Source organism: Nonomuraea sp. NPDC004702, assembly GCF_053601695.1.
The window spans coordinates 136,787-154,399 of sequence record NZ_JBSGCE010000022.1 but is presented as its reverse complement, the minus strand read 5'-3'; the positions used below and the strand labels follow the sequence as shown (position 1 = coordinate 154,399).

Annotated in this window: 12 protein-coding genes; 7 read left to right on the top strand and 5 right to left on the bottom strand. The window is 74.1% G+C overall.

The genetic code is table 11. From position 1 onward, the window contains the following. Together ACWEJ6_RS26650 and ACWEJ6_RS26645 are read left to right on the top strand one after the other, a co-directional pair. The coding region (locus tag ACWEJ6_RS26650) for a DUF5682 family protein (RefSeq protein WP_452427038.1) at positions 1-2,998 on the top strand (2,998 nt) is incomplete at its 5' end. Beyond that, the gene (locus ACWEJ6_RS26645) at positions 2,995-5,262 is read left to right on the top strand and encodes a hypothetical protein (protein WP_452427036.1); all 2,268 of its coding nucleotides are present in this window, start codon (positions 2,995-2,997) and stop codon (positions 5,260-5,262) included. The genes ACWEJ6_RS26650 and ACWEJ6_RS26645, both read left to right, overlap by 4 nt. 309 nt (positions 5,263-5,571) lie before the next feature. Here the strand turns inward: ACWEJ6_RS26645 and glf are convergent, their stop codons facing one another. The 3 genes from glf to ACWEJ6_RS26630 are packed head-to-tail and all read right to left on the bottom strand — an operon-like array spanning position 5,572 to position 9,148. Next, positions 5,572-6,720, bottom strand: coding sequence for a UDP-galactopyranose mutase (gene glf, locus ACWEJ6_RS26640; protein WP_452427034.1), 1,149 nt, complete (start codon positions 6,718-6,720; stop codon positions 5,572-5,574). Further along, entirely contained in the window at positions 6,717-7,355 is a 639-nt protein-coding gene (locus ACWEJ6_RS26635) for a hypothetical protein (protein ID WP_387665420.1), read from the bottom strand. The genes glf and ACWEJ6_RS26635 overlap by 4 nt, the downstream gene beginning before the upstream one ends. Next, the gene (locus tag ACWEJ6_RS26630; protein ID WP_387665423.1) at positions 7,352-9,148 is read right to left on the bottom strand and encodes a carbamoyltransferase family protein; all 1,797 of its coding nucleotides are present in this window, start codon (positions 9,146-9,148) and stop codon (positions 7,352-7,354) included. Before ACWEJ6_RS26630 ends, ACWEJ6_RS26635 begins: the two co-directional genes overlap by 4 nt. A 199-nt stretch (positions 9,149-9,347) precedes the next feature. Here ACWEJ6_RS26630 and ACWEJ6_RS26625 point away from each other — a divergent pair, with 199 nt between their 5' ends. From ACWEJ6_RS26625 to ACWEJ6_RS26605, 5 genes are read left to right on the top strand one after another with little or no spacing between them, the layout of a single operon-like run. Further along, complete coding sequence (locus ACWEJ6_RS26625) at positions 9,348-10,289, top strand: glycosyltransferase family 2 protein (RefSeq protein WP_387665425.1); 942 nt, start codon at positions 9,348-9,350, stop codon at positions 10,287-10,289. Then, complete coding sequence (locus ACWEJ6_RS26620; protein WP_387665428.1) at positions 10,286-11,488, top strand: ATP-grasp domain-containing protein; 1,203 nt, start codon at positions 10,286-10,288, stop codon at positions 11,486-11,488. The genes ACWEJ6_RS26625 and ACWEJ6_RS26620 overlap by 4 nt, the downstream gene beginning before the upstream one ends. After that, a complete protein-coding gene (locus ACWEJ6_RS26615) occupies positions 11,485-12,768 on the top strand; it encodes a phenylacetate--CoA ligase family protein (RefSeq protein WP_452427031.1) in 1,284 nt (427 codons plus the stop codon). The genes ACWEJ6_RS26620 and ACWEJ6_RS26615 overlap by 4 nt, the downstream gene beginning before the upstream one ends. Further along, positions 12,765-13,976 (top strand): hypothetical protein, encoded by a 1,212-nt coding sequence (locus ACWEJ6_RS26610; protein WP_452427029.1) that lies wholly within the window; start codon positions 12,765-12,767, stop codon positions 13,974-13,976. The genes ACWEJ6_RS26615 and ACWEJ6_RS26610 overlap by 4 nt, the downstream gene beginning before the upstream one ends. Then, positions 13,973-15,271: a phenylacetate--CoA ligase family protein gene (locus ACWEJ6_RS26605; RefSeq protein ID WP_387665436.1), complete on the top strand. Its 1,299-nt coding sequence runs from the start codon at positions 13,973-13,975 to the stop codon at positions 15,269-15,271. Before ACWEJ6_RS26610 ends, ACWEJ6_RS26605 begins: the two co-directional genes overlap by 4 nt. Positions 15,272-15,313: 42 nt before the next feature. On the opposite strand, the gene ACWEJ6_RS26600 is transcribed toward ACWEJ6_RS26605, so the two are convergent. Both ACWEJ6_RS26600 and ACWEJ6_RS26595 read right to left on the bottom strand, forming a co-directional pair. Next, a complete protein-coding gene (locus ACWEJ6_RS26600; RefSeq protein ID WP_452427027.1) occupies positions 15,314-16,048 on the bottom strand; it encodes a glyoxalase in 735 nt (244 codons plus the stop codon). 488 nt (positions 16,049-16,536) lie between these two features. Beyond that, positions 16,537-17,601 (bottom strand): alkene reductase, encoded by a 1,065-nt coding sequence (locus tag ACWEJ6_RS26595; protein WP_452427025.1) that lies wholly within the window; start codon positions 17,599-17,601, stop codon positions 16,537-16,539. Positions 17,602-17,613: the final 12 nt, after the last annotated feature.

The window sequence follows — 17,613 nt, the reverse complement described above, 5'->3', positions numbered from 1 at the left end:
AGCGGCAGCACGATCCGTACGAGGATGCCGAAGTCGCCCGCGCCGTCGATGCGCGTCCGCTGGGTCCGCGTCCGCTGGGTCCGCGTCCGCTGGGTCCGCGCACGCCGGGGCGCGGGCCGTCACCTCGCTGGTCCCGTACGCCTTCGATCTGCTCGACTCCCGGTCGGGCTACCCGGCCGGGATCCGCGACCCGCGCTGGCAGCAGGCGGTGTTCGAGGCGGACGGCGTACCGGACCGGGTCAGGGACGGCGCCGCCCGCGCGATCACCGACCTGTGCAGGGAGCTGCGGGCCGCCGGGCACACGGCGGGCACCGGCGAGGCCGTCGAGACGCTGCGCCTGGCGTGCGACCTCGCCCGCCTGCGCGGCCTGCCCGCCCCAGGCCGCGGCGAGCTGCTGGAGGCGGTGACGACCGTCCTCGGCCAGGGCGAACCCCTGGGCCGCGGACGCGCGCTGGCCAAGGCGCTCGACACGGTGCTCGTCGGGACGGCCAGGGGCCGCACCGCCCCCGGCACCCCCCGCTCAGGGCTCGGCCCCGCCGTCGAGGAGGAGCTGGCCGCGCTCAGGCTGCCCTGCCCGGACGACCCCGACCCGCGCGAGGTGCGGCTCGACCCGCTCCGCTCCGACCTGGACGCGCGCCGGGAGGTGCTGCTGCGCCGGCTGCACGTGTGCGGCATCGGCTACGGCGAGCCGATCCAGGTCGCGGGCACCGGCGACGCCGGCGCGCTCACCACCAAATGGCGCCTGTCCTGGACGCCCGCCGCCCCCGCGCTGCTCGACCTGGCCGGCGTCCGGGGCGTGACCCCGGCGCAGGCCGCGGCGGGCACGCTGCGGGAGACCTACCGGCGCGAGTCCGCGGACGGCGGCCCCACCTGCCGCACCATCCTCGACGGGCTGCGCGCCGCCGCCCGCTGCGACCTGCCGGAGCTGGTCGGGCAGCGGCTGGCCGACGCCGCCGGCACGCTGCCCGCCACGGCCACCCTCCCCGAGCTGCTCGACGCACTCGACCTGCTGGAGGCGCTGCGTCGCGAGCACCTTCCCGGCACCACGCCGGAAGGACGCGAGCAGGCGGGCGAGCTGGCCGTCACGCTGCTGGAGGCCGCGGTCCGGTCGCTGCCCGGACTCGCCGGCAGCGACCGGCCCGAGGACGCGGTCGCGCTGGTCGCGCTCGCCACGCGTGCCGGGGAGGACCGGCTGGGCCTGCGGCTGGACGACGCGCTGGGCGCGCTCGCGAGCACCGGGGCGCCGCTCGTCCAGGGGGCCGCGCTGGCCGCCCGCGTGCTGCTCGACCTGGACGGCCCCGAGCTCCTGGGCGCGCGGGCCGCCGGCTGGATCGACACCGCCACCACCCCGGACGGCCGCCGCCGGCTGAGCCTGCTGCTGACCGGCGTGCTCACGGCCGCCGGACCGCTGCTCCAGGCGGCGCCCGCCGCGCTCGGCCCGCTGATGGACCGGGTGGACGAGCTGGCGGACAAGGAGTTCCTCGACCGGCTGCCCGCCCTGCGCGGTGGTTTCGACACGCTCGCCCCGGCGGCGCGAGGCCGGCTGCTGGCGGCGGTGTCCGAGCGGCTCGGGGACCGTCCGGACCTGACGCTGGACGCGCCGCCCGACCTGCTGGCCGCCTGGACCGCCGCCGACCTGGCCGGCCTGACGGCCCTGCACACCCTCGGCCTCCTCACCCCGCCCGACGCCCCGGCCTCGCCCGACGCCCCGGTCTCGCAGGACGCCCCGGTCTCGCAGGGCGGTCCGGTCTCGCAGGACGCCCCGGTTTCGCAGGGCGGTCCGGTCCCGCTGGTGGAGGGCGGGGAACCGGTGCCTCCGGTGTCCACGCGCCAGGCGGCGGGCGGGGAGCCGGTGTCCGGGCGGCGGGTGGAGGACGGGATGCGGATCGGCCCCGCCGACCGGTGGCGGTTGCTGCTCGGGCAAGAGCGCGAGCGGCTGCCCGCCGGCGCCCGCCCGTACGCCCGCGCCCTGGACGAGCTCTACGGCGCCGGCCGCGGCGAGGGCGCCGACGACTTCGGGCAGCAGGGCGACACCGGAGGCCAGGGCGACCCGTTCCCCACGGCCCGCGAATGGGCCGACGAGCTGGAGTCCCTGTTCGGCGGCGACGTACGCGAGGAAGTGCTGGCCAGGGCCGCCGACGCCGGACGGCACGACGCGCTCGCCGAGCTGGACCCCGCCGCCGTGCGGCCGTCCGTCGAGCTGCTGACGTCCGTGCTGTCGCTGGCCGGCGGGCTGCCCGAGCAGCAGGTCGCCAAGCTCAGGCCGCTCGTCCGCCGCCTGGTCGCCGAGCTGACCCGCGAGCTGGCGACCCGGCTGAGACCCGCGCTGACCGGCCTGGCCAATCCGCGTCCGACCAGAAGGCCCGGCGGCCGGCTCGACCTGCCGCGCACCCTGCGCGCCAACCTGGCCCACACCCGCCGCCTCGACGACGGGCGGCTCGTGGTGGTGCCGGAACGACCGGTGTTCAGCACGCGGGCCAGGAAGGAGGCCGACTGGCGGCTGATCCTCGTGGTCGACGTGTCGGGGTCGATGGAGGCGTCGGTCGTGTGGTCCGCGCTGACGGCGGCCGTCCTCGCGGGCGTGCCGACGCTGTCGACGCACTTCCTGGCGTTCTCCACCCAGGTGATCGACCTGACCGACCGGGTGGAGGACCCGCTGTCCCTGCTGCTCGAAGTGCGGGTCGGCGGTGGCACGCACATCGCCGCCGGGCTCGCGCACGCCCGGACGCTGGTCACCGTGCCGAGCCGTACGCTCGTGGTCGTCGTCAGCGACTTCGAGGAGGGCTACCCGGTGGGCGGCCTGCTCGCGGAGGTGCGTTCGCTCGCCGGGTCCGGCGTCCACCTGATGGGCTGCGCGGCGCTCGACGACCAGGGCGTGCCCCGTTACTCGCTGCCCATCGCCCAGCAGCTCGTCGCGGCCGGCATGCCGGTCGCCGCGCTCAGCCCGCTCGCCCTCGCCCGCTGGGTGGGGGACCGCCTCCGGGGAGAAGTCCGGTGAACACCTCTGCAACGCTCCCGCCCGCCGCGCCGCACGTGGTGGCCGCCGCCGTCGACGGTCTGACCAGCAGGTTGCGCAAGAAGCTGGACGCGGCCGTCGACCAGTACGCCGCCCTCCACCGGGTGGCCGACGGCACCGACGTGGTGGTCACGTGCGGCGAGGACGCGGTGGTCACGCTGTCGCCGGGGCCGTCGGGGGTGATCGCGGAGGAGGGGCAGGCCCGCTGCTCCTGCCTCCTCGCTCCCCGCTGCCTCCACCGCGCCGCCCTCCTCACCACCTGCCCCCTGGCCGACCCGGCCGACACCCTGCCCCTGGACGTGGAGACGGACACATCCCCGTCCCCTTCCGGGCAACCGGACACGCCCTCCACCGACGGACGCCCCGCCCAGCCGGCCACCGAACCCGGCCGGCGCCCGGACACCGACCAGGCGGGTGGCGACTCCGGGCCGGGTCCACGGTCCGGGCAGGCGGGTGCCGCGTCCGGAGTGAGTTCACGGTCCGGGCAGGCGGGTGCCGCGTCCGGAGTGAGTTCACGGTCCGGGCAGGCGGGTGCCTCGTCCGGGTCAGGTTCACGGGCCGGGCAGCAGGCGGGTGCCGCGTCCCGGGCGGGCTCAGGGGCCGGGCAGGCGGGTGCCGCGTCCGGGGCGGGCTCGGGGGAGGCGGTCGTTCCGGCTGCGCCCGGGGCGGCGCAGGTGGCGGCGGCCGCGGGGTTGTGGCGGGCGGCGGCCGCCGTGCTGTCGGCGGGTGTGCCGGGCGCGGGCGCGGTGCCGCAGGCCGAGCTGCTCAGAGCCGCCCACACCGCCCGCCTGGCCGGGCTGCCCAGGGCCGAGGCCGCCACACTGCGGGTGGTGCGCGGGCTGCGCGCCGCCCGTGCCCGCTACGACAGCCACCGCCTCGCCGACCTGGTCTCCGCCCTGCGGGAGCTGCTGCTCACCGTGGGCCGGCTGGCCGCGTCCGATCCCGACCCGGCGCTGGTCGGCACCGTACGGCGCGGCTACCGTCCGAACGGCGGCCTGAAGGTGTACGGCGTCTTCCGCGAGCCCGTGATCAGCAGCACCGGCTACGGCGGGGTGGTCACCCATCTCGTCACCGACGACGGACGCTGGTTCTCGGTGGCCGACGTCAAGCCCGGCGGCCCGGCCCGTGCCCGTGGCGCGGCGACCGCGACCGTCGCCATCGGGGCGGCCATGATGAGCCACGCGCAACTGGCCCGGGGCGGACTGCTGATCGCCGGGGCCACCGTCTCCCCGGACGGCCGCCTCGGCGCGGGCAAGGGCGTACGGGCCACCCCGGTCGCCGGCCTGGCCTGGACGGACGGGCCGCTCGGCGCGCTGTTCGCCCGGCCGCTGTCCGAAGCGGTGGGGGCCCGGCTGTCGGCGGGGGCGTGGAGCGAGGAGGAGTCCGCCGAGCAGGTACGGGAGCCGGTCGGCTGCGACCTGGTGATCGTCGGCGCGGCGGGCGACCACGTCCTGGCCCGCCACCTCCCACCCACCGCCCCGCCACAACCGGCCGAAGCCGGGGGAATGGCGGAACCGGCCGAATCCCGGGGAGCGGTGGAAACCGGGGGAGTGGCGGCAGTCGGGAGAGCGGCCGAAGCCGCGCAGGCGGAGGAGGCGGCGGGAGTGGTGGTCCGGCTGGTTCCGGCGAACCGTCATCCCGATCTCGCGTACGTCGAGAACCTGCGGCGGCTCGCCTCGCGCCCCGGCCTGCGGGTGCGCGTGGTGGCCAGGGTCGAGCCCGGCCGGGCGGCGACGCTCGTCCCGCTCGCCGTGGGGCCGGTCGCGGGGGAGGAGGCGACGCTCAGGCTGCCCCCCGAGTGGCAGGGCCGGGCCGACCTCGGCTACGACCGCCTCCAGGGCTCGCACCTGCCACCCGCCGACGCCAGCCCCTCGCTCGCCGACGCCGGCCCCTCGCCCGGCCGGGACGCGTACGCCGAGGTGGACCCGCTGGACGGCGCGCCGCTGTGGCGGGTGCGCCGGCTGGTCGAGCTGGCGGTCTCCGGCGGGCGCAGGGCGGTCGCCGAGTCCGCGCGCGGCGGCGACGCCCGCGGGCAGGCCGCGTCCCTGCGCCGCGCCGGGTTCCGCACGGCCGCCGACCTGGCCGTCGCGCTCGCCGACGAGGCCGACCGGCGTGAACGTGACGTGTTCGGCAGGCTGGCCGAGGCCGACCCGGACGGGTACGCACGGGCCTGGCTAGCGGCGGCGACCCATCTGGCCGCCACCGAACGCGCCCTCGTCCGCACCTCCTGGCAGGCCACTCCCTGAAACCCGGCGACCGGGCCGCCCGCCCCACGGGCGGCCCGCTCCCGGGGGAGGCGAAAGCGTGCGGTGGGGGCGTGAAGAGGGCGAACGGGCAGCCGCGCGCGGCGATGGCCCCGGGCGCGGCGACGGTCCCGGGCGCGGAAGCTGGCCGCCCTACCAGAAGGCATGGCGGACGGCCCCGAGGCCGGGTGTGGGAGGGGACCGTCCTATCAGGAGGCGTGGGCGGAAACGGCCCAGCCCGGGGTGAGAGGGGGCCATCCCACCAGGAGGTGTGGGGGAGACGGCCCCAAGCCCGGGTGTGGGAGGGCAGTCCTATTCGGAGGGGTGGGGGGTGAAGTGGGGGCGGAGGCGGTTTTCGTACAGGGTGAGGGCGGCGGCGATGGCCATGTGCATGTCGAGGTACTGGTAGGTGCCCAGGCGTCCGCCGAACCAGACGTCCCGCTCGCCCTTGGTCAGGTCGCGGTACCGGCGCAGCCGGGCGCGGTCCTGCGGCGTGTTGATCGGGTAGTACGGCTCGTCGGCCCGGCCGGCGAAGCGCGAGTACTCCCGCATGATCACGGTGGCGTCGGACGGGTACCAGGTGCGTTCGGGATGCAGGTGGCGGAACTCGTGGACGCGCGTCCACGGCAGGTCCTCGTCGGCGTAGTTGATCACAGACGTGCCCTGGAAGTCGCCGGTCGGCAGCACGGACGTCTCGAAGTCGAGCGTCCGCCAGCCCAGCTCGCCCTCGGCGTAGCCGAAGTAGCGGTCCAGCGGCCCGGTGTAGACGACGGGCACCGCGCCGGCCAGGCTCTCCCGCACGTCGAAGAAGTCGGCGCCGAGCCGGATCTCGATGTTGGGATGGTCGGCCATGCGTTCCAGCCAGGCGGCGTACCCGTCGGTGGGCAGGCCCTGGTAGAGGTCGTCGAAGTAGCGCCCGTCGAAGGTGTAGCGCACCGGCAGCCGGCCGATGATCTCGGCGGGCAGCTCGGCCGGGGCAGTCTGCCACTGCTTGGCGGTGTAGCCCCGGATGAACGCCTCGTACAGCGGCCGGCCGATCAGCGAGATCGCCTTCTCCTCCAGGTTGCCGGCGCTGGTCACCTCGGCGGCCTGCCGGGCGACCAGGTCGCGAGCCTCGTCGGGGCTGAGGTGGCGGCCGAAGAAGGCGCAGATCGTGCCCAGGTTGATGGGCATCGGGTAGACCTGCCCCTTGTGCACCGAATAGACCCGGTGTTCGTACGGCGTGAACGACGTGAACCTCTGGGCGTACTCCCACACGCGCGCGTTGGACGTGTGGAACAGGTGCGACCCGTACCGGTGGACCTCGATGCCGGTCTGCGGCTCGCGCTCGCTGTAGGAGTTGCCGCCGACGTGGTCCCTGCGCTCCAGCACCAGCACGCGCATCCCCAGCTCGGACGCGCACCGCTCGGCCACGGTCAGCCCGAACAGACCGGAGCCGACGACGACTAAGTCGGCGTTCATGCGGCTGCGGGGACGAGCCGGTCCAGCCACCGCCGCACGGGCAGTGCCAGCACGACCCCGGCCAGGACGAGGTGGACGAGGAAGAAGATCACTGCCACGGCGACGCTCGGCGGCCCGCCGACGAACACCGCGATGTGCGAGGCCCACGTCAGCGTGCCGGGCCGGCCCTGCGGCCAGTCGCCGAGCAGCCACATCGACAGGTCGTTCAGCCCGGAGATCACCACCAGGACACTGGCGAGCCCGACCTTCAGCACGCGGTCGGAGCGCGCCCCGCCCAGCCGGTAGGCGAACAGCACGGCCAGCACGGTGAAGGAGTTCATGAAGAGCATGAACTGGTAGAGCTCGGGGAAGGCGGCCTTCTGGTCGGCGGACTCGGCGTAGGAGAAGATGTGCAGCACGTTGACCGTGTCGAGCACGCCCATGTAGCCGACGACCAGCGCGCACATCAGCGCCATGCCCAGCCCCGGACGCCGGGGGAACCCGGCCACGGCCAGCACCGCGAACACCAGCGGGCTGACCTTCCACAGCGCTTCGAGCGGGTTGTCCAGAGTACGGTCGGGCGGCAGGATCACCATGATCAGGGTGGCCGCCCCGGCGCCCAGAACGGCGGGCGCCAGCCACAGCCAACGCCTCAATGAACGACCTTCTCGGTGAAGAACGGTCCCAGGGCCAGGGCGTCCATGTCGGTCTTGAGGTAGCAGCGCACGGCGTCCTCGGGGGTGCACACGATGGGCTCCTCGTTGTCGTTGAACGAGGTGTTGACCACCATGGGCACGCCGGTCAGCTCCGCGAAGCGGGAGATCATCGCGTGGTAGCGCGGGTTGTCGGCCGCCGAGACCGTCTGGACGCGGGCGGTGCCATCCTCGTGCGTGATCGCCGGCACCTTGTCCCGCTGGTGCTCCAGCACGTCGAACACGAGCAGCATGACGGGCGAGGGGTAGCCGCTGGCGAAGTACTCGCCGGCGTGCTCGGCCAGGCAGGAGGGCGCGAAGGGGCGGAACGGCTCGCGGTGCTTGACCTTCTCGTTCAGCCGGTCCTTGGCGTCGGCGCGGCGCGGGTCGGCCAGGATCGAGCGGTTGCCGAGCGCGCGCGGCCCGCACTCCATGCGGCCCTGGAACCAGCCGACGATCTTGCCGTCGGCCAGCGCCTGCGCCGTCGTGTCGTTGATGTCGTCGGTGCGCCGGTAGTCGAGGCCGGCGTCCTGGAGCGCCCGCTCCATCTCCTCCTCGCCGAACTGCGGGCCGAGGAAGATGTACTCCTCGTCGCGCGGGCGGCGCATGCCGTACTTCTCCACGCCCAGCAGCAGCGCCGCACCCAGCGCCGAGCCGTCGTCGGCGGCGGCGGGCTGGGCGAAGAAGTCCTCGAACGGCGTCTCCAGCAGGATGCGGCCGTTCATGACGCTGTTCAGCGCGACGCCGCCGGCGGTGACCAGGCGGGTCTGCCCGGTCTTGGCCTGCAGCCAGCGCGCCACGTGCAGGCCGGTGCGCTCCAGCGTGGCCTGCAGCGCGTACGCGACGTCGGCGTAGTGCTGGTTGGGGATGGCGCGCTCGCGCGGCCTGGCCGGGCCGAAGCGCTCCAGGAACTTGGCCGACATCTGGTGCTTGCCGGTGGCGTGGTGCCGGAACCAGCTCAGGTCCAGCTCGAAGTGGCCGTCGGGGCCCAGGCGGACCAGGTCGGCGAAGTCGTCCACGTAGCGGTCGGTGCCGTACGCGGCCAGGCCCATGACCTTGCCCTCGTCCCGGGTCGGGTTGAAGCCGAGGTACCCGGTGACGCCGGCGTACATGGCGCCCAGCGAGTGCGGGAACTTGACCCGGCGGATGTCGTGGATCCGGCCGCCCTTGCCCAGCCCGAGGTAGGTGGAGGTGCCGTCGCTGCCGATGCCGTCCCAGGTGATGATCGCCGACTCCTGGTACGGCGAGATGAAGAAGGCGCTGGCGGCGTGGGCGCGGTGGTGGTCCATCAGGTGGACCTTGAACTTCGTCCGGCCCCGGAAGTTCTGCGACTCGCGCAGGATCTTCTCCAGCGTGAACCCGCGCCGCAGGTGCAGCAGCAGCGCGCCGCCCACGTTGTAGTCGTCCGGGTGGGCCTGGCCCTTCTGGTCGGACAGCGTCTCCAGCAGGCCGCTGGCCTTGTCGCCGTAGTCGCCGGCGTCGTTGCGGAAGACGGCCAGCGTGTGGGGCAGGTGCCGGGCGAAGTGGCCGAGCGCGTGCAACGTCTCGCGGGGCGCCTGCCAGTAGTAGGCGACGTGGTCGACGTCGGCCAGCGTGATGCCGGCCTCCTCCAGGCAGTAGCGCACGGCCTGCGCGGGAAACCGGCCGTCGTGCTTGACCCTGGTGAACCGCTCCTCCTCGGCGAAGGCCACGATCTTCCCGTCGGCCACCAGGGCCGCCGCCGAGTCGTGGACCTGGCTGATGCCGAGCACATACATGAATGCCCCCTGACAATGCGCATGACCCAGCGGCCCCGCGTCGGAGATCTTCCTAACAAACCGTCCGGAAAGAAATCAATACCTATCTTTTGTCTGACGCGTTTGGATATATTCCGCAACCGGGGTCGTAGCCGGGTGGGAATGCCCGGGCCCTGTCACAGGGTGAACCGGGGTTGATACACGTGGTGAAGACCGTTCCATGAATGAGCATCCGCTTCCGGTTCCGCCGGACGGCCTGGCACTCACCGTGGTCGTTCCGTGCCTGAACGAGGCCGACAACATCCCTGACACCTATCGCGAAATCGCAGACGCGCTGGGTGACCAGGGCGAACTCGAAATTCTCTTCGTCGACGACGGCAGTACGGACGACACGCTCGCGCGCATTCGAATGATCGCCGAGAGTGACAATCGTGTGTCGTTCATATCGTTGTCCAAGAATTTCGGCGTGGAGGCCGCCTTCTCGGCCGGTTATCGGTACGCCCGGAACCCCTGGGTGCTGCATCTCGACGCCGACCTGCAGTTCCCGCCCACCGAGGCCAAGCGGCTGATCGAGCGGGCGGCCGACGGGTACGACGCGGTGTTCGGCATCCGGGTGGACCGCAAGGACCCCTGGCCGCGGCGGACCGCGTCGATCGTGCACGACTGGCTGGCGCGGCGGCTGCTGGGCATCGAGATCCCGCCGCGCGCCACGACGTTCCGCCTGGTCCGCACGGAGATCGCGCGCCGGATCGTGGACCTGCGGCTCGGCACGCCGTACTTCCTGGCCACGCTGCCGCGCCTGACGCGCGCCTGGACGACCGTGCCGACCGCGCACCGGCCGCGGGTGCACGGCTCGTCCAAGGTGACCGTGCGCGGGCTGGCCAGGCACTCGCTGGACCTGTTCTTCGGCTTCTCGTCGCGGCCCATCTCGGCCGCGGTGTGGGCGGGCCTGATCGGCCTGCCCGTGGCGCTGCTCGCCGGGATCACCGGCAGCGCGCTGCTGTTCGGGCTGGCGCTGGCCGCCGCCCTGTTCGGGCTGAGCATGATGGCCCGCACGCTTCTGCACATCTCTCGCGGTCAGGCCCGTCCGCCGCTGTTCCTCGTACGGGAGGCCAACGTGCCGGTCGATTCCGCTGACCTGCTCGCCGGGAGGCTCACATGACCGGCGCCGGCCGCACCATCGCGGTCCTCGGCGGCGCGGACGGCGCCATCAGCACCATCCGCGCCGCGGCCCGCCTCGGCGTGCGCACGATCTGCGTGGACATGCGGGCCGACGCCCCCGGCGTCGCGCACGCCGACGAGTTCCTCGACCTCAGCACCCGCGACGTGCCGCGGGTCGCGCGGGCCCTGGCCGAGCGCGACGACCTGGCCGGCGTGGTCTCCCCGGCCAGCGACGTCAACCTGCCCTCGCAGCTCGCCCTGGCCGCCCGGCTCGGCCTGCCGTGCGGGCTGTCGGAGGGCGCGGTGCGCGGCTCGGTGGACAAGGGCTGGTTCCGCGCGATGTGCGCCCGGCTCGGCCTGCCCGGCCCCCGCCACGTGAGCGGCACCGCGGAGGAGGTGCTGCGCGACGCCTCTGACCTGGGCTTCCCGCTCATGGTCAAGCCGGTGGACTCCTCCGGCAGCCGCGGCGTGTCGCTGTGCCGCGCGCCGGACGAGCTGCCCGAGGCCGTGGGGCTGGCCAGGGAGTGGTCGCTGTCCGGCCGCGTCGTGGCCGAGGAGTTCCTGGAGGGCGCCCACTACACGGCCGAGGCGTTCGTGATCGGCGGCAAGGTGGCCCTGATCGGCCTGGCCGAACGGGAGCTGACCCCGCCGCCGCTGTTCATCACCGTCCAGCACACCATGCCGGGCCCGGACCACGTCACCGACGCCGTGCGCCCGATGCTCGACGCGATCTGCGCCGAGACCGGGCTGCGCGAAGGGCCGCTCAGCGCCGACGTGCTGGTCACCGGGACGGGCGAGGTCGTGCTCGTCGAGATGGGCGCCCGCCTGGGCGGCAACGGCCTGGCCGAGCTGCTGGGCCTGGTGCACGGCGTGGACGTGGTCGAGCAGTACGTGTTGTCGGCCATGGGCGAGACGCCGTCCCTGACCCCGGCGGCGACCCGGTACGGCGCGGTCCGCGTGCTCAACGCGGAACGCGACGGGAAGCTGGTCCGGGTGGACGGCGAGGAGCAGGTCAGGGCGCTGCCCGGCGTCGTCGACCTGGTGCTGGCCGCCGCCCCCGGCGACCACGTGGAGCGCTACACGCGGGCGGGCGCCAAGCTCGGCTACCTGACCGTCGCCGCCTCCGGCCGGGACGCCCTGGCCGGCGTGCTGGCTGAGGCCACCGGGCTGCTCCGCTTCGAGATCGGGGACGGCCTGTGAGCCATGGACTGGGCGTCGCCGTGCGGGAGGTGCGGCACGTCGTGGACGCCTTCCGCGCCATCCGCCGCCCGCGCGCCGAGACCGACCGGCTCACCCTCGACGGCCTGCGCGACCTGCTGGCCTTCGCCCGCGCGCACGTGCCGCACTACGCCGACCCGCGCTACGACGTGCCCCTGCACAGCCTGGCCGACCTGGCGAAGCTGCCGATCCTGGACAAGGCCACCGTGCTGGACGGCGACCTGTCCCGCTTCCACACGCCCGGCCTGAGCACCAAGGACTACCGGCTCGACCGTACGAGCGGGACCACGGGCCGCGTCCTGGAGGTGCGGCACGACGTGGCCGCCTACGGCTACCACGGCGCGACCATCTTCCGCCGCTTCCTGCTGTCGGGCTACCGGCCGTGGTGGCGGATCGCGCACATCAAGCCGTTCCCCCGCCCGCTGCGCTGGTTCCAGCGGCTCGGCCTGTTCCCGCGCACGGTCATCGGCGCCGGGCAGGGCGACGCGAAGATCCTGGCCGACGTGCTGAAGGTGCGCCCGCACCTGATCATGGGCTACCCGGTGGTGCTGCGCGGGCTGCTGCGCGCCGCCTCGCCCGCCGACGTGGCCCGGCTGCGGCGCACGCTGCGCATGGTCATGACCGACTCGGAACTGCTCACCGACGAGGTGCGCGAGCTGCTGCAGAACGGCTTCGGCGTCCCGGTGTACGACGAGTACTCGGCCTACGAGGTGCTGACCGTCTCCACCCAGTGCGACCGGGGTGCGATGCACGTGGACGAGGACCGCGTCCGCCTGGAGATCGTGGACGACGACGGCATGCCGGTGCCCGACGGCCAGGACGGCGCGGTCGTGGTGACCCACTTCAGGGAACGGGCGATGCCGCTGGTCCGCTACCGCCTGGGCGACCGCGGCATGATCGTGCCGGGGGAGTGCGGCTGCGGCAACCGGTTCATGCGCATGCGGGTGACCGGCGGCCGGTCCGACGACTACATCACCTTCCCCGGCGGCCACCGCGTCTACACGGCCACGTTCCTGTCGCTGGCCATGTGGACGCCGGGCGTGGCCGAGAGCATGGTCCGCCAGGACGCCGACGGCAACGTCACCGTCCACCTGGTCCCCGAGGCGGGCCGGGACTTCGACGAGGTGGCCGCGGCCTACCGGGACGGGCTGGCCAAGCAGGTGGGCGGCCCGGTCGAGGTGCGCTTCGAGCAGGCCGAACGGGTCACGCTCACCCCCGGCGGCAAGGGCAGGTTCGTCGAGTCGGCACAGGCCGGCCCGTGACCGTGAGCCTGCGCCGCAGGCCGCCGCCACGCCTCGTGGCGGTGACGGCGGCCCTGTTCGCCGGGCGCGGCGCGTTCCGCGCCGCCCTGTGGACCGCCAACCTGGTGCTGCTCGGCCTCTGGGGCGCCGACGAGTTCGCCCTGTACGCCACCGCCAACGGCGTGTCCGGCTGGCTGCTGGCGCTGACGTCCAGCGGCATCGAGAAGGCGGCGCTGGCGCTGGTGCCGCGGCGCGGCGGGCAGACGTTGCGGCCGCTGTTCATGCTGCTGGCGGCCACGCCGTTCGCGCTGGCCGTGCCCGTCTGGCTGGCCCTGGCGGCGGCCGACCCCGGCGGCGCGCCGGCCCGGTACGCGGCCGCCGCCGCCTACGCCTGCGGGCTGGGCTGCTGCGCGGTCATGGCGGCGCTGAACCGGCTGCGCGGGCGGGCGCGGGCCGACGTGTTCGCCTACCTGACGCTCGCCGTCGCGCAGGCGTCCGGCGTGGGGCTGGTGGCCCTGACCGGGATGCGGGCCAACGCGCTGCTGGCCCTGCACGTCGGCGTGCTGGCGGTGCTGAACGCCGTGCTGGCGGCCGGGCTGATCCGCGGGCGTTCCGGCAGGGCGGACAAGGGCGCCTACCGCCCGGCCGTGCGCGCGGCGGCGCTGCTCAGCGTCGGCGAGGTGACCGCGGTCGCGGCCACCTCGGTGACGTTCGCGTACTTCGCCCACCTGGGCGACGCGCAGCAGACCAGCGTCTTCTACGTGTGGTCGGTGGCGCTGTCGGTGGTCGTGATGGGCGTGTCGTACCTGCTGCGCATCCTCCAGCCGCGGGTGGCGGTCTGGATCGAGGGCACGGGCGAGGCCGGCGCCCGCCGGATGGCGCGGCGCATCCTCGCGCCCGCCGTGCCGGCCGGCGCCCTGGCGGTGGTCGTGCTCGGGGTGGTGCTGGCGGGCGGCCAGCGGGGCATGGTGGCGACCGGCGCGGCGCTGCTGGCCGAGGCGGCCCTGACGGTGGCCGTGCTGCCCGCGTTCCTGCTGGTGGAGAACACCGACGACCGGGGACGGCGGCTGGCCGCGGTGGCCGCGTGCCTGCAGTTCGCGGTGGTCGCCGCCGCCGGTTGGTTCCTGGTGCCCGCCGCGACGGCGTTCGGCGCGCTGCTGGCGTACTGCGCGGGCGAGGTGGTCAAGGGCGGCGTCATGCTGGCCACGCTGAAGAAGGAGACCTCATGAAGGGCTTGCCCAGCACGATCCCGGTGGTGCCGGTGGTGCGGAACCTCTACCTGGCGCGGTCGCGGGACCGGATGGACCCGGCCCGGCTCCAGGTCGTGCAGGACCGGCTGCTGACGGGGCTCGTCCGTCACGCGCACGCCAACGTGCCGTACTACCGCCGCGTGTTCCCGGCCGACGCCGTGGCGGCGCTGTCCACCGCCGCCGACCTGGCCGCCCTGCCGATGCTGAACCGGACGACGCTGCGCGACCTGCCGCCCGCCGAGCTGATGGCCGCCGGGTTCACCCCCGACAACACCCGCGAGGCGCCCACCAGCGGCTCCTCCGGCGTGCCCATCCGCCCCTTCTACTCCGAGGGCGACCTCGGCTACCTGCGCGCCACCTACCTCCAGGACCTGCTGGCCTCGGGCCTGCGTCCCTGGGACCGGATCGGCTACTTCCGGGTGGGCGAGTTCCGGCCGCACCGGCTGCAGCGGCTCGGCCTGGCCCGTACGGTCCACGTCAACACCAGCCGCAGCCTGGACGAGCAGGTCGAGGCGTTCCTGCGCGGACGGCCGACGTTCCTGTGGGGCTTCCCCGGCTGCATCGTCACCCTCGTGGACGAGCTGCGCCGCAGGAAGATCGCCTACCGTCGCGTGCACACCGTCATCTTCGCCGGCGAGACGCTCACCCCCGAGGCCCGCGAGCACGTGCTGAACTACTTCGGGGCGCGCGGCCACGAGGTGTACGCCTCGGTGGAGGCGTACACGATCGGCCGCACCTGCCCCGAGGGCGCGATGCACCTGCGCTCGGCCGACGTGGTGGTGGAGGTGCTGCACGACGACGGCGGCGTGTCGCTGGCCGACGGCGAGGGCGAGGTCCTGGTGACCCGGCTGCACGCCGAGGCGATGCCGCTGATCCGCTACCGGCTCGGCGACCGCGTGCTCATCGAGCCGGACGACTGCCCGTGCCGCGCCTTCCACACCCCGATCATCCGCCGGATCCAGGGACGGACCGAGGACCGCGTCGTGGCCGCCGACGGGCGCACGGTGCACGCCAACTTCCTCACCAACCCGGCCGTGATGCCGACGGCGGGCGTGCGCGGCGTGCAGGTGCTCCAGTACCGGCCGGGCGCGGTGGAGATCCTGCTGGTGCCCTCGCCGTCGGCCCCCGCCGACCTGGCCGGGCGGGTCCGCGACGCCGTGGCCGCCGTCGCCAAGGACTTCGAGGTGACCGCACGCACGGTGGACAGCATCACCCCGGAGCCCAACGGCAAGGTGCGGATGGTCAAGATCATGCACAACACCCCCGCCTCCTGACGCCCGCCGCGGCCCGGCCGTCCGCCGCCGGTCTGCCCGCCGTCAGCTCGGCCCGAGCCACTCACGCAGGTCGGCGAGGTGGCCGACCTCGGACTCGACGCGCCGCCTGTCGTCGGCGGTGAGCTCGATGCCGCGCAGGTCGGCCAGCCACGGCTCGGCGGGCTCGCCGAGCGCCGTGGCGAGGTCGGCGAGGTGGCACAGGGCGATGGCCCGCTCGGCCGCCGGAGCCTGCGGGCCGTGCCGGCGCACGGCCGACTTGAGCGCCCGGTAGGCCTGCAGGTCGTCGTTCTTGAACTCGCGCAGGATCCGGGCGTTGTCCAGCGCCTTGGCCAGGCCCGTCAGCTTCTTGGAGCCGCCGTACTCCAGCTCGGCCGGCTCGTCCCGCTGGATGAACATGATCGAGTTCCCGGACGGGTCCATCAGCGTGAACCTGGACGCGCCGGGCCGGTAGCGGGTGATCCGCGGCAGGCCCGAGCTCAGCACCTTGCCGTAGGCCCGGCGCATGGCCGCGACGAGCGCGGCGTGGTACGGCGCCACGGCGTCGACCAGGACCAGGCACGCCCCGGTCGCGTCCCGGGCGGGGTCGAAGTCCTTCGGCGCGGGACCGAAATGCAGGTCGAACCCGCTCCAGCGCATCGCCAGATAGACGTAGGGCCGGGTCTGCCGGTGGGTGACGGTGAACCCGAGCGCCTCGAAGAACTCCAGGGTCTGCTCGGGGGAAGGGCAGGGCAGCACCGGAACCGTCGTCTCGTTGGGACGGATCGCGGGCTCGGTCATGGATTCCACCTCTTGGGCCATCCGACGATGCTGGCATCCTCGGCGGCCTCTCGCATATGGATCGTTCCAGGACGGTTCCGCGGCCTCATCCGCTGAACTCCGGGACGCAATTGATCGGACAATGCGCTTTTCCCGAATCATTTGAATGGCGATCGGGCGGCGGCGAATTTCCGGCGAGCCGCCCGCCCCGAATTCGCCGAGGAATTGTTCTCCCTTGAATCATGCGCGAGGCGAAGAATGCGTGGGAAAAGAGCGCCGATCACGTTTCGGTGACTCCGGCGGGTGGAGGCGCGCATCGAGCCTGGTGGCGTCCTGTTCGCGCGGGTCCGGGTCAATCGCCGCCGGGGCGTGGGGCGCGGACCTTCCTTGACACCGCCTCCGACCGCCTTCTCCGCAAGGGAGCCGCTTTATCGGCCGACCGAAATTCTGGCCGGCCGCATCCTTGAAGATCAAAAAGGGTGGCGGGTCCGCGCCCCGCGACCGGCCGGTCAGGCGGGCAGGGCCGGGTAGTCGGTGTAGCCCGCCGCGTCGCCGCCGTAGAAGGTGGCCGGGTCCGGGGCGTTGAGCGGCGCGCCGGTCGCCAGCCGGCGGGGCAGGTCGGGGTTGGCGAGGAAGAGCCGGCCGAAGGCGATCAGGTCCGCGGTGCCGTCCTCGATCAGCGCGAGGTCCTCGGGGCCGGTCGGGCGGTCGCCGGTGTGCGGGTTCAGGACGAGCGGGCCGGGGAAGAGCCGCCGCAGGGCACGCGTCAGCTCCCGATCGGCGGCCTCCATGACGTGCAGGTACGCCAGCCCCAGCCCGGACGTCCGGCCCAGCAGCTCCTCGTAGACCGGCCGCGGGTCGGGCTCGTGCATGTCGTTGTTCGGCATCCCGGGGGAGATCCGCAACGCGGTGCGGTCGCCGCCGATCGCGCCGGCCACGGCGGAGACGACCGCCACGGCGAACCTGGCGTGCCCGGCCGCCGAGCCGCCCCAGCCGTCGGTGCGCCGGTTGCTGCCGGGGGCGAGGAACTGGTGGATCAGGTAGCCGTTGGCGCCGTGCAGCTCCACGCCGTCGAAGCCGGCCTCGACGGCGTTGCGGGCGGCGTCCGCGAAGTCGGCGACGGTCCGCTCGATCTCGGGCTCCGTCAGCTCGCGCGGGGTGACGAACTCCTTGACGCCGTCGGGGGTGAAGAGCTGCCCGCGCGCGGCCACCGGCGACGGCGCGACGGGGACCGCCCCCTCGGGCAGCAGCACCGGATGGCCGATCCGGCCGGTGTGCAGGAGCTGGGCGAAGATCTTGCCGCCCGCCGCGTGCACCGCGCCGGTCACCTCGCGCCAGGCGGCGACCTGCGCCGCGCTGTGCAGGCCGGGCGTGAAGGGATAGCCCTGGCCGATCACCGACGGCTGGACGCCCTCCGTGACGATCAGCCCGGCGGAGGCGCGCTGGGCGTAATACCGCGCCGTCAGGCTCGTCACCAGCCCGTCGCGGGCGCGGCTGCGGGTCATCGGGGCCATGACGACCCGGTTGGCCAGCTTCGTGCGGCCCACGGCGATCGGATCGAAGGCGATGGACATGGAGGTCTCCTT

Excerpts from the sequence above, each read along its gene's own strand:
- ACWEJ6_RS26595 (WP_452427025.1), bottom strand. The coding sequence starts at position 17,601 with ATGTCCATCGCCTTCGATCCGATCGCCGTGGGCCGCACGAAGCTGGCC.
- ACWEJ6_RS26630 (WP_387665423.1), bottom strand. The coding sequence starts at position 9,148 with ATGTATGTGCTCGGCATCAGCCAGGTCCACGACTCGGCGGCGGCCCTG.
- ACWEJ6_RS26605 (WP_387665436.1), top strand. The coding sequence starts at position 13,973 with ATGAAGGGCTTGCCCAGCACGATCCCGGTGGTGCCGGTGGTGCGGAAC.
- ACWEJ6_RS26600 (WP_452427027.1), bottom strand. The coding sequence starts at position 16,048 with ATGACCGAGCCCGCGATCCGTCCCAACGAGACGACGGTTCCGGTGCTG.
- ACWEJ6_RS26620 (WP_387665428.1), top strand. The coding sequence starts at position 10,286 with ATGACCGGCGCCGGCCGCACCATCGCGGTCCTCGGCGGCGCGGACGGC.
- ACWEJ6_RS26625 (WP_387665425.1), top strand. The coding sequence starts at position 9,348 with ATGAATGAGCATCCGCTTCCGGTTCCGCCGGACGGCCTGGCACTCACC.
- glf (WP_452427034.1), bottom strand. The coding sequence starts at position 6,720 with ATGAACGCCGACTTAGTCGTCGTCGGCTCCGGTCTGTTCGGGCTGACC.